Source organism: Bacillus sp. JJ1764, from assembly GCF_036962145.1.
Lineage (GTDB): Bacteria > Bacillota > Bacilli > Bacillales > Cytobacillaceae > Neobacillus.
Genome location: NZ_JBALNY010000131.1, coordinates 10149 through 22042, shown reverse-complemented (window position 1 = coordinate 22042; position 11894 = coordinate 10149). Strand labels below are relative to the sequence as shown.

The window sequence follows — 11894 nt, the reverse complement described above, 5'->3', positions numbered from 1 at the left end:
AAAAAAACATATAAATGTAATCAGCAATAAATAATCAATTTTCTTTAATAATTTAATATCCAGTATACATGCGGTTCCCAATGCGAGGATGAACGCAAGTTTGTAGCTTAATACCCCTAAAATGGATGCTGATATGATGCCAAATAGTATACCCCATACTGTTGCCTTTTTTTTACTTTTTATAGGAATATACGGAAGTTCCATTTCCAATGTTTTACTATTCAATCTTTGATTAAGAAAGAATAATAGAATAATTCCAAGAACCACTAATAGAAGGATGGCTGTAAAAAATTGTATTGGCTTAATTCCGTAGTAAGTAAATATGAAAAGATTTTGAGGATTTCCCATTGGAGTTAGGCTGCTTCCGATGTTAGCCGCAATTGTCTCTAGGATAATAGTGTCTAACATAGAAGTTTCTATAATCTTACTAATGATAAGTGTTAATGGTACAAACGTTATTAATGCCACATCATTTGTAACAAGCATAGAACTAAAAAAGCATAATAAAATTAGGATTGCTGAAACACTTTTACTATTATGACATTTACTAAGTATAGTAATGGCGAACTTATCCAATAGTTTAAGATCTTCCAGAGCCTTCACAACGAGCATAAGATTAAATAAGCTGACTATAACTTTAATATTAATATATTCTAATTTTGGTGCATGGAATAAACAGCTTAAGATTGCTAACAAGAGTGATATGGAAAATACAATATCTTTTTTTATAATTCCAAATTTCAAGTTAAACTTTTTTCTTTTGTCACATAAATACATTCTTTCATCAATCCCCCTCCAATATTAACTATTCTACTACATACCTCCGTTTCTTGCATTTGAAACTACAATGCACTTTTAAAGTACCATCTTTTCCATGAAATAACAGGAAAAAAGTGTCGTGGGAGCAACGGTGAACATTGGTTTTGGTCTGGGGTTATTTTAATGAAGTGGATGAGTTTGGAATAAAGATTAAACCTCTCTAAATTCCTTCATTAAGGAATTCCATGAGAGGTTTGTTTTAGCTCCTTATATAAGACCACCATTTACACGTATAGTTTGACCGGTTATCCATGCTGCTTGTTCACTTACCAGAAAACATACTACTTCGGAAATATCTTGTGTCTCAGCGAGTCTCCCAAATGCATTCATATTTTTCAACCCTTGAATTTGCTGTTCGGTTTTACCAACCGTGAATAACTCTGTATTAACAGGCCCGGGAGCAATCGTGTTAATCGTAATATTTTTATGGCCAAACTCCTTTGCTAACTGTCTTGAAATTTGTTCGACAGCACCTTTTGTAGCAGCATATACACTATAGGTCGGGAACATTAATCCTGTAACAGAGGTTGAAAAGCTGATGATTCTTCCGTTTTTGCCCATATGTTGATAGGCTTGTTGGCATGCAAAATAAGTACCCTTCACATTAATCGAAAATTGTTGATCAAAATCTGCCTCCGTTACTTTTTCTAAAGGCTTATTCACCATAATTCCAGCATTATTGATAAGAATATCTACTTTCCCAAATGTAGATAGAGTTTCTGAAAATAAATGTTCAATCTCCCTTACGTTACTTACATCTGCTTTGATGGCAACTGCCTTTCCTCCGTTTGTTTGAATCCTTTTTACCACCTCCTGAGCCTTTTCAGCACTACTTGAATAATTGACAACAACCCATGCGCCATGTAAAGATAATTTTTCAGCTATTTCTCTCCCGATTCCACGTGATCCCCCTGTTACAATCGCAACTTTTCCCGATAAATGTTCCATTTATATTCTCCTTTTCAAATGCCTTGTTCCGATTCAATTCCGTTTAGATTACAACGGATTCAATGGAATTATGTATATCCTATATCAAACATTTCTAATCTAGATAGATGAATCCTATTTAATCATTGCCTAATTATCCAGATAGTAATAATTATGTTATACGTATATATCCACTTCTATTAGAGATCGGCTAATTTATAATTATCAAGTTGTTATCAATGGAGATTTACCCAGGTTATAAACATATATACAAAAAAGATACTCTCCAAAAAATTCAATGAAATTTATGAGTATTTATGAAAATTAGGGTAATTTAAGGATATTACTTTAACAAAAATGAGATGAGGAAGATTCTATATGGAAAAAAAGTTGTTAAACCTACTATCAATTGTCTGTATTGTTTCTTTTCCTTTTTTATTCAAGGGATCAAAAATGAGAGAAAATCTGGTCATTTTTTTCTCGAAAGGTATTCTTTCTACTCTTATTGATGCTTATGTCGTTGGAACCAATAGGTTGGAATATCCTGTTCGGCCTCTTCCAAAGATTTTTAAAACAAATATTCTCTATGACATGATGTTTTTTCCAATTTTAAGTGTTATCTGGGTGAAAATCACCTATAACAATAAATTAGGTTTAATTCTTTTAAAAAGTTTAATTTTTAGTGTTCCCATGTCTATCGGTCAATATATTCTTGAAAAGAACACAAGATTATTTAAATGGAAAAAATGGTCACCTTTCCATACGTTTATTAGTGTTAATTTTACATTGTTTACAATCAGAGGGTTGGTTGGGTTATTAAAAAAATTAGATAAGCTTAAAGGTAAGAGATCTGCATATTAAAGGGTTGTTCGATAAAAAAGCAGAAATCAGAGGCATTAATGTGGCGTATGGCTTTTCACTACTTTGGCCACTGTTAAATGGACCAAATTAAAGGAGTATTTTTTCGTAATACGTAAATCATTTAAAATTTAATATAAAGGGTGGGTTTGGTGAAAGCGCTTTCTAAGACTTTAATTATTGCTGTAATTATACTCACAGGTTGTACTAATAACAATGTAAATAGAAAGGAACAACAAATTCATGTAGAAAATACAACAAACCAATATGACGCAAAAAGGGATATTATTGAAGACCAATTAAATAAAATGACGCTTAATGAAAAGATTGGACAGATGATTATCTCTGGAATAGATGGCACCTCATTAACTTCAAGTACAAAGGAACTTGTCACACAATACAAATTAGGTGGCTTTATTTTGTTTAAACCAAATGTTAAAGATACTACTAAGCTAGTTAGTTTAACAAATGCATTAAAGACTGCAAATACTCAAAATAAAGTTCCTCTTTTCATCTCTGTCGATCAGGAGGGCGGCCGTGTAAATAGAATGCCAAATTCAATACTAAACACACCGGCTGTTAGAGCAATTGGAAATTTAAATAATGAAAAATACTCCTATAATATTGGAAAAGTGATAGGTAGAGAACTTTCTGTATTTGGTTTTAATACAGATTTTGCACCGGTTCTTGACATTCAAACCAATATAAATAATACAGTAATAGGGGATCGGTCCTTTGGTTCGGATTCACAGCTTGTTTCAAAATTAGGTATAAGCATGATGAAGGGAATTAAGACGAATGGAATTATTCCTGTAGTTAAACATTTTCCAGGACATGGTGATACTTCGGTTGATTCACATTTAGAACTCCCTGTAGTTTTAAATGATTTAGCTAGATTAAAACGGGTGGAGCTAGTACCTTTTGTAAATTCATTTAAAGCAAATGCTGATATGGTAATGGTTGCACATATTTTAGTAAAAAAAGTTGACCCCCTATATCCTGCTTCTCTATCAAAGCCTATAATTCAAGATTTACTAAGAAATCAATTAGGATTTAGGGGAGTAATTATAACAGACGACGTTACAATGGGAGCTATAATAAAGCATTATTCACTAAGAGATGCTGTAATTCGTTCTATTAATGCCGGTAGTGACATGGTTTTAGTAGGCCATGGTAAAGAAAATGCAGTTTCAGTTTACAACTCATTACTATCAGCAGTTAAAAATAAAAGTATCTCTATGGAAAGGATCAATAATAGTGTATATAGAATATTGTCACTTAAAAATAAATATAATATTACGAACAATAAAGTAGTCCCCGTGAATATAGTGGAGTTAAATTCACAGATAAAACAGGCTTCAAACATTCATACAGTAAGTAGTGATTCGGAAAAAACTGAATTGCTAAAAAGTATCAGCTTGAACGCGAAAAACGGTACAGTAATAGACAATCCGTTCCACATTAAAACTAGTACCATTGATATGGTGAGAAAAGTCTGGGGTAGAGAAGATAGCAGTTCTTATATACCGTCATTAAAAGGAACATATAGTACTTACACTAAAAAGAATATAGTTGTAGCATATAGTCAGGGACAACAGTTATTTGAAATTCGCTCGTATAATCCTACAATAAAGAACTTATCAATAGAAGATGTGAAAAACTACTTTGGTAATCCTACGACTGATATTATTACAGGCAGTAATGAAGAAATTGTTAGTTATAATATAAATGCAAATACTCTAAAATTTGTATTCAAGAAACAGACCCTATTATTGGATCATTACTCAATTTACTCCCGTTAATAGGGGATGTGTTAGCCCTTTTAAAAAAAATCAATTGAAATAAGGGGAATTGAAGAATTCTAGGCAAATAAAATGTTATTGTTTGAAGGATCAACTAATGGAGCGATTGTTAAAAAAGAGCAGTCGCTTTTTCTAGTTCCACTTAAGGTGCAGGTTTCTAGATGAACGGTATTAAAGGACTATAGATGAATCCTATTTCATCATTGCCTAAGTCTCCAGAAAGTGATAATTATGTTATAGGTGAAGAAAGGAATGATCTAATGTCTAACAATTTGGAGGATCAGAATTTAGAATTAGCCTCATTAATAACCCGTTACACTGACAAAGATGGTATCCACCAAACATCACTTAAATCAATGAAGCTAATACGGTTTTCAACCATTTCAGAACCATTGCACTCCATTTACGAACCATCTGTTTGCTTTATAGCACAAGGTTCAAAATTAGTGATGCTGGCAAACGAGATGTATCAATATGACCCCAACAGATATTTAGTGGCCTCGGTTCACTTGCCGATAACGGGAAAAATAACAGAAGCCACAAGGGATAACCCCTTTTTATGCCTGCAACTGAGCTTCAGTACAGAGCAAATTTTAGATATCCTAAAAGATATGCCAATTGGTAAACAAGAAAAGGACCTTTCTTCGAAAGCATTAGTGGTAGGTAAAACTACTAGCCCTCTACTAGACGCGGTAATTAGATTAATCAAACTATTGGATGATCCTTCTGATATGAAGGTTTTAGCACCGCTAATTATTAGAGAAATTTTGTTTCGAATCTTAAGAAATGAACATGGCGAACAAGTGAAACAATTTGCAATCTTGGGGAATAAAGCCAGCTCCATAGAGAAAGTAATAAAGCTGATAAACAGGGATTTTGCAAAAACATTACGAGTTGATGAGCTAGCCCAATCCATTAATATGAGTACTTCTTCACTCCATGTCTATTTTAAAAAAGTAACAGGAATGAGCCCATTGCAATATCAAAAAATGATTAGGTTACAAATGGCACGCCAATTCCTAATGTCTGATCATGTTCATGCAGCCGAAATCGCCTTCCAAGTTGGATATGAAAGCCCTTCGCAGTTTAATAGAGAGTATGCACGATTATTTGGTTCTCCACCAATCAGTGATAGAAATAAAATAAAGGCGATAACTAGTGTAGAGTAGTCCCAAAATTTCAGACAGAATCTTTCGAAATGAAAGGACCAGTTGTATAAAAAGTATTAAAACCCTTTTCAATAATGAGAAGGGTTTTTCAATTTGATGTAATAAAGTGTAAAGAGTTTGATTTTAAGGATCTATCCATTAAAGACTTATTTTTTTAAGAAATTACTTTGACAAAAGAAAAATCAACCACTATTATAGACTTAAATAATCGTCGATTAATTTTGTCTATATTATCAAGTGGTGTTGATCAATTTTTATGAATAAAATAGGTTACGCTATTTCAAATAACATGTCTCGATAAAATGACAGACTAAATGAAGGTGTAAATGAGTTATTGGGATAAGCTAAGAAAAGCAAACCTTGTACCAACGAATTACTGGAAACCTTTGATATAGAGGAAAGTAAAAAAAGGAGGAGTCCTAAGTGGGAAAGCCAAAATTATGGACAAAAAATTTCATTAGCAGCTCAATCGCGAATTTCCTAACTTTTACAACATTTTACTATCTATTAGTGACTTTACCAATCTATGCGATGCAAGAATTAAAAAGTAACGAGTCCGAAGTTGGTCTTATTGTTACCTTTTTTTTAATTGCAGCTATTATTACCCGCCCGTTTGCTGGCAAATGGATTGAAAAGATTGGAAAGTTTCCTGTTTTTTTGACGGCCTTTTTAATCGTATTTGTTTCCTCATTTCTTTATTTTATCGCACATTCTTTATGGATCTTACTTATTATTCGTAGTCTACATGGGATTGGATTTGGAATGGCAACTACAGCTACAGGAGCCATTGTAGCCGATCTTATTCCTGAATCTCGGAAAGGGGAAGGTATGGGGTATTATGGTTTAACACTAAATCTTGGTATGGTAGTTGGACCTTTTTTAGGATTAACCATTATGCATCTTGGCAGTACAAATCTATTGTTTTCCATTAATGCTTTCCTGGCATTATTTGCATTGATTTTTGTCATTTTTGTTCGGATACCTAAAAAATCTATGCCCATAGAGGATAGACACTTAAACACGAATAAAGGAATAAAGTCTTTTCTTGAGATGTCTGCTATTCCTATTTCATTAATTTCCGGTTTTTTTGCTCTGGCTTATTCCGGGATCATATCCTTTGTTTCCGTTTATGCAAAAGAAATCGGGCAAGTTCAGGCAGCAAGTTATTTTTTTGTAGTCTATGCATCTGTCCTTTTAATTTCTAGGCCTTTTACTGGAAAATGGTATGATCAATATGGAGCAAATAAAATAATTTATCCTTCCATTTTGCTTTTTGCCATTGGGACTTATTTACTTAGTTTATCCCCAACGTTACCGTTGTTTCTTCTTTCTGGTGCGCTTGTCGGTTTAGGGTGGGGAACCATCTTTCCAAGTCTCCAAACCATCGCCATTGAAATTGCCCCGGCTGAAAAGAGGGCCTTGGCTACTGCTACGTACTTATCGACTTTTGATTTTGGGTTTGGAATTGGTTCCTTTTTATTTGGTCTCGCAACAGTAAAAGTAGGGTATAGTGCATTATACTTTTATAGCACTTTCTTCGTGCTTGCCGGGATCGTTATTTACTATTTGTTGCATGGTAAAAGTTCTGTAAAACGATCAGTTCAAATAGGGAGAAGGAAAAGCGGAGTAGAATAAGGCCAAGGCATGTGACCAAAGTAATTATGACAATAACAAGGCAAAAACCTCTCAAGTCTCCTTGACAAAGGATTTACATGAGGGGTTTATTTTATAGACTTTATAATTAGAACGGTGTGGTTAGTCTAAAATCACCAGATCATTTTAAGTCCGCGTCTAAATGAAGATTAACAGAAATACTCCGCAAATGATAAAATCACCACTTGACATAAGAGATGCAATAGTTTTAAATAAAAAAGAACAAACGGTCTTTTTTCAATACAAAGGAGTGAATGATAAATGAGTAAAGGGGAACGAACGAAAAAATATATTATTGAACAATCTTCGTCATTATTCAATACAAATGGCTACAAATCAACTTCTATCGCTGAAATTATGAAGGCCACGGGATTGCAAAAGGGAGGTATATTTTACCATTTTGAAAGCAAGGATGATATTGCTAAGGCATCCTTTGCATATTCGTTAATGAAACTGAAGGAAAATTATTTGCAAGCTATTCAATCTAAGGAGACTGCTTTTGAGCAATTTCAGGCTTTTACCTCAACTTTTATGACGTTATTGAACAATGAAATCATCGCTGGTGGATGTCCGTTAATGAATGCAGCCATTGAAGCTGATGATTCAAATATTTTAATCGAAGATTCTGTAAGGGATGGCTTTGCTGGCTTAATTGAAATAATCAAATCTATAATTGAGTTAGGAAAGAGTCAACATGAAATGGACGAACAGATTGATTCTGAACAAATGGCAGTATTCATTCTTTCTTCTTTGGAAGGTGCGTTAGCCATCAGCAGAATATACAAGGATCAGAGATATTTAGATATGGTCACCGGACAAATAAAAGCTATGCTTTTCTAATTTACTTTTTTTTTTGCTTTAAAAAAGACCGATTGGTCCTTTTTGAAAAAGGAACACACCTTAGATTTTTAAAACTCAAGAAAGTAGGTAATGTAATGAAAAGAATGCTATGGGTTGTACTAATAATGTCGTGTGGGGCTACGTTTATTTCTTCGTTATTTCCTGTATACAGTGAATATTATCGGCTTAGCAGTCTAGAAATCACCATATTATTTGCCGTTTATGCAGTAATCCTGCTGCCGACTTTATTTGTAGTAGGAGCCAGGGGAAGTACTTGGGGATTAAAAAGAGTTCTTCGCTGGAGTATATGGATGTCCATTGCATCGACATTGTTATTTTTAGTTAGTATCAACATCTGGATGCTGTATGTGGCAAGGATTTTGGAGGGGATCGCATATGGTGCCTTCACAGGTACTGCTAGTGCTTTCTTATTAAAACAAACTTCTCAAGGTAAAGTTACTACCGCAATCAAGCTATCAGGAGCGACAGTGAACATTGGATTTGGATTGGGCCCCGCCATTTCAGGCTTAATTTTGCAATACATCCATTTTCAGCCACTACGTTTGCCTTATTGGTTTCTGCTCGTCATGTTAGTGTGTTCATTGATAATTCTAGAAATGTTACCGAAAAATGAAGATGCCCAAGTGCAGAAACCGGTTAAAACTAAGATCTCGCTAGGCGTTCCGAGTAATATTCGTTCTCATTTTTGGTCCATTATAGGGCTTCCGATCTTTACTGTTTTTACATTAGGTGGAATTGTGTTTTCTCTTATTCCTTCCTTCACAAAAAACGTTATTCATACCAATAATCTCTCTATTTCAGGGCTGTTAATTTTGTTGCTTTTAGGTGGTGGGGCATTGATGCAGTTCTTTCCTTGGCCGAAAAATCCAGTTACTCGGATGCGTATGGGCATCCTTTTTCTAACTATTGGATCGTGGATTATTGTTTTTTCAGGTGAAACAGCAAATTTATTTTTGCTATGGTCCGGATTTGGAATTCAAGGAATTGGAGCTGGATGGACGTTTCAAGTATCATTAAGGTTTGCAAGCCAATTGCCGAAGCCGGAAGAACGTCCGCGGGTCATATCTGCATTTTATTTATGTGCATACTCAGGCTTCATTGTCCCGGTAGTTGGTGTGGGACTGTTAACACAATTTTTTAATTTAAATGTATCAATGATCTTACTGAATTTCTTTGCCTCATTGATGGTTCTCTATGTGTTGATTTATTCTGTGAAATTTAATCGTTCCTATTCTTCAGGATCATCAAATTGACAATATAATATCACTTTTCTACCACTAATATTTAGGCTAAGTAAAACAAATCGTCCCTTAAAAAAGATGTTTAGGGGTGATTAGAAAAAAAGTCCATGTATTTTAAAACAGTAAATATGTTCAAGTGAAAAAATAAACCTCTCCAAATTCCTTCATAAAGGAATTTCACGAGAGGTTTATTTTATTGGTCATTATTCGAAAAATATTTTCGAGTATTTTCCCGAGCTGGCTTAGGTAAAACATTCTCAAGCTCTTCATTAAGCCATGAAAGTGTTTTGTTACGTAAGAAATCACGCATTTTTTCTTCCGCGGAGAGCATAACTAAATTAATCGTACAAGAGGAACTAGGAGTGCAGATTTTCTCTCTATATAAATACCCATTATCTTTAATATTTTTACATTGAAAGATAGGTTTAGGACCTTCCACTGCTTCGATAACGTCCCAAAAGGATACTTTCTCTGGAGATTTAGCAAGTTTATACCCACCCTTTACACCAGGAACTGAACTTACTATACCAGACTTTGATAATTTGCTAAAAATCTTTGATAGATAGGTTTCTGAAATTCCTTGAAAATCGGAAAGTTCTTTTATTCCAATTGGAGAATCCTCTGGGGTATCAATTAAATAAACGAGGCAGTGAAGTGCATACTCAACTCCAATACTATACTGCATTAAGACACCTACTTTGAAATATGATTATGTAAATTAATCTTAGAAATGTTTTAATACTTTGTCAAATTTTCATTTTGGCACCAATTACCTATGAAAGTGATTTGACATTATAAACATATGGATATATTATAGATATTGTTAATCGACGATTTATTGGGTCGTTAATTAATGTTAATAATAATGATATATCAAGGAGGAATTTAAAGTGGAACCAAGAATGGATTATTATAAGCTGGCACCAGAGGGAATTAATATTATGATGGAAATGGAGAAGTATACGAAAACAACTGGAATTGATCGTAAACTTCGTGAACTAATTAAAATTCGTGCTTCCCAAATTAACGGCTGTGCATTTTGTTTGAATATGCACACAGCAGATGCTAGGAAAATGGGTGAAACAGAGCAGAGAATATATTGTGTTAGTGCTTGGGGAGAGTGCACGTTTTACACAGAGGCAGAAAAAGTTGCTCTTGAATTGACAGAGCATGTTACTTTAATCCCAACAAAACGGGTACCAGATGAGCTTTATCAAAGGGTACGTAAACATTTTGATGAGAAACAATATGTTGACTTGATTCTAATTATCAATCAAATTAACAATTGGAATAGAATTTCTATTTCAATGGGGAATGTTGCAACTAATGAATAACATTAATCTCTACAGCGTAGAGCAGTAAATTTAATTGTGAAATAAGAAGGTGAGTACAATGAAGGTACATTATCCACTTAAGAGTAATGTAGAATTAAAAGAAATTAAGGAAGCACTTAAACCATATGGTGGACGTTGTGCTAAAATCGTTGATGATACACTTGAGTATCAAATTAAAGAAGAATATCAAAGTGTTGCCTATGAGTTCTTAAAGGATAAAGGGTATATTATTTAAGAGTGAAACACGAAAAAAGATGCTACGCTGGTGGCATCTTTTTTCATGTTTTCATACTTTCAACTTTTAAGCAAACAAAAATTCGGAAACATGTTCATTTCCTTCGCAAGTCAATCATACTTATGTCATCGACACCATGTTCATGATTATGGTATAAAAATAAGAGCACTATATTTATATGTGAATAGTGAAGGAAATGGTTGAAAAGGGTGGGGAAATTATTTTAGACAAGAGCACCTCCTTTTCCCAACAAGTTGAAATTATTAAAGTTAAAGGAGCACATGTATGCTGGAAAAATTGTTTAAGAAAAAGGTTAAAAGTGACAAAGAAATAATCTATTCACCGCTCGATGGAAAGGTGATTCCGTTAGAAAAAGTACCTGACCCTGTATTTTCCCAAAAACTAATGGGTGAAGGGTTGGCGGTTTACCCGAGTAAAGGTTTACTTGTTTCGCCAGTGGATGGAGAAATTATTCAGGTCTTTAATACGAAGCATGCAATTGGAATTTATTCCGTAAATGGTCTGGAGCTATTAATTCATGTTGGGCTGGAAACCGTTGAACTACAGGGAGAAGGGTTTAATGTCCTAGTGAAACAAGGGCAAAAGGTAAAGGTAGGCGATCCTTTGTTAGAATTCGATATTGAGTTTATAAAAAATCACAATAAGGATACGGTAACACCAATCATCATCACAAATTCAAGTGAGAAAATTGAGAGTATCGTACAAAATTCAGCAGAAGAAGTATCTAAAGGAGAACCGTTATTTACTTGTAAACTAAAGATGTAGAAAAGAATTTTCCAGTCCGTAATTTAAGAATGATCTCTTTTTAGCAGTGCATTTCTCTTAAGAAATCGCATTGCTTTTTTATTTTAAAGGCTCTACCCTGAAAAAACTGTGGATAAGTTCTTATTCATTTGATAGAAAACAGTATTTTTATATAAAACATTAAAAATTTCATATAAATAAGTACTTATGTTAAAATTAATAGGTAAATT

General features: G+C 33.7%; 12 protein-coding genes. 9 read left to right on the top strand and 3 right to left on the bottom strand.

Annotation, left to right across the window (positions count from 1 at the left end; genetic code table 11):
* Positions 1-777, bottom strand: a 777-nt coding sequence (locus V7083_RS17870) for an SLC13 family permease (protein WP_335480416.1), incomplete at its 3' end; no start/stop codon positions are given.
* 249 nt (positions 778-1026) lie between these two features.
* Positions 1027-1767: an SDR family oxidoreductase gene (locus V7083_RS17865; RefSeq protein WP_335480414.1), complete on the bottom strand. Its 741-nt coding sequence runs from the start codon at positions 1765-1767 to the stop codon at positions 1027-1029.
* Positions 1768-2124: 357 nt separating this feature from the next.
* Here V7083_RS17865 and V7083_RS17860 point away from each other — a divergent pair, with 357 nt between their 5' ends.
* The 6 genes from V7083_RS17860 (at position 2125) to V7083_RS17835 (ending at position 9342) form a co-directional block, all read left to right on the top strand.
* A complete protein-coding gene (locus V7083_RS17860; RefSeq protein WP_335480412.1) occupies positions 2125-2607 on the top strand; it encodes a CBO0543 family protein in 483 nt (160 codons plus the stop codon).
* A gap of 149 nt (positions 2608-2756) precedes the next feature.
* Entirely contained in the window at positions 2757-4406 is a 1650-nt protein-coding gene (gene nagZ, locus V7083_RS17855) for a beta-N-acetylhexosaminidase (protein ID WP_335480410.1), read from the top strand.
* Between the two features lie 260 nt (positions 4407-4666).
* Complete coding sequence (locus V7083_RS17850) at positions 4667-5575, top strand: AraC family transcriptional regulator (protein WP_335480408.1); 909 nt, start codon at positions 4667-4669, stop codon at positions 5573-5575.
* Positions 5576-5998: 423 nt separating this feature from the next.
* On the top strand, positions 5999-7210 hold the full coding sequence (locus V7083_RS17845; RefSeq protein ID WP_335480406.1) for an MFS transporter: 1212 nt from the start codon (positions 5999-6001) through the stop codon (positions 7208-7210).
* Positions 7211-7489: 279 nt separating this feature from the next.
* Complete coding sequence (locus V7083_RS17840) at positions 7490-8068, top strand: TetR/AcrR family transcriptional regulator (protein ID WP_335480404.1); 579 nt, start codon at positions 7490-7492, stop codon at positions 8066-8068.
* A 95-nt stretch (positions 8069-8163) separates the two neighbouring features.
* On the top strand, positions 8164-9342 hold the full coding sequence (locus tag V7083_RS17835; RefSeq protein WP_335480402.1) for an MFS transporter: 1179 nt from the start codon (positions 8164-8166) through the stop codon (positions 9340-9342).
* 181 nt (positions 9343-9523) lie between these two features.
* On the opposite strand, the gene V7083_RS17830 is transcribed toward V7083_RS17835, so the two are convergent.
* Positions 9524-10015 (bottom strand): RrF2 family transcriptional regulator, encoded by a 492-nt coding sequence (locus tag V7083_RS17830; protein WP_335480400.1) that lies wholly within the window; start codon positions 10013-10015, stop codon positions 9524-9526.
* 217 nt (positions 10016-10232) lie between these two features.
* On the opposite strand from V7083_RS17830, the gene V7083_RS17825 reads away from it, so the two are divergent.
* The 3 genes from V7083_RS17825 to V7083_RS17815 all read left to right on the top strand — a co-directional run bounded on the left by V7083_RS17825 (position 10233) and on the right by V7083_RS17815 (position 11685).
* On the top strand, positions 10233-10664 hold the full coding sequence (locus tag V7083_RS17825) for a carboxymuconolactone decarboxylase family protein (RefSeq protein ID WP_438823742.1): 432 nt from the start codon (positions 10233-10235) through the stop codon (positions 10662-10664).
* Between the two features lie 58 nt (positions 10665-10722).
* Entirely contained in the window at positions 10723-10899 is a 177-nt protein-coding gene (locus V7083_RS17820; RefSeq protein ID WP_335480396.1) for a hypothetical protein, read from the top strand.
* A gap of 285 nt (positions 10900-11184) precedes the next feature.
* Complete coding sequence (locus V7083_RS17815; RefSeq protein ID WP_335480393.1) at positions 11185-11685, top strand: PTS sugar transporter subunit IIA; 501 nt, start codon at positions 11185-11187, stop codon at positions 11683-11685.
* Positions 11686-11894 lie beyond the last annotated feature (209 nt).

Coding starts and splice junctions, on each gene's coding strand:
- V7083_RS17865 (WP_335480414.1), bottom strand. CDS start 1,767: ATGGAACATTTATCGGGAAAAGTTGCGATTGTAACAGGGGGATCACGT.
- V7083_RS17825 (WP_438823742.1), top strand. CDS start 10,233: ATGGATTATTATAAGCTGGCACCAGAGGGAATTAATATTATGATGGAA.
- V7083_RS17815 (WP_335480393.1), top strand. CDS start 11,185: ATGCTGGAAAAATTGTTTAAGAAAAAGGTTAAAAGTGACAAAGAAATA.
- V7083_RS17835 (WP_335480402.1), top strand. CDS start 8,164: ATGAAAAGAATGCTATGGGTTGTACTAATAATGTCGTGTGGGGCTACG.
- V7083_RS17850 (WP_335480408.1), top strand. CDS start 4,667: ATGTCTAACAATTTGGAGGATCAGAATTTAGAATTAGCCTCATTAATA.
- V7083_RS17830 (WP_335480400.1), bottom strand. CDS start 10,015: ATGCAGTATAGTATTGGAGTTGAGTATGCACTTCACTGCCTCGTTTAT.
- V7083_RS17840 (WP_335480404.1), top strand. CDS start 7,490: ATGAGTAAAGGGGAACGAACGAAAAAATATATTATTGAACAATCTTCG.
- V7083_RS17860 (WP_335480412.1), top strand. CDS start 2,125: ATGGAAAAAAAGTTGTTAAACCTACTATCAATTGTCTGTATTGTTTCT.
- V7083_RS17820 (WP_335480396.1), top strand. CDS start 10,723: ATGAAGGTACATTATCCACTTAAGAGTAATGTAGAATTAAAAGAAATT.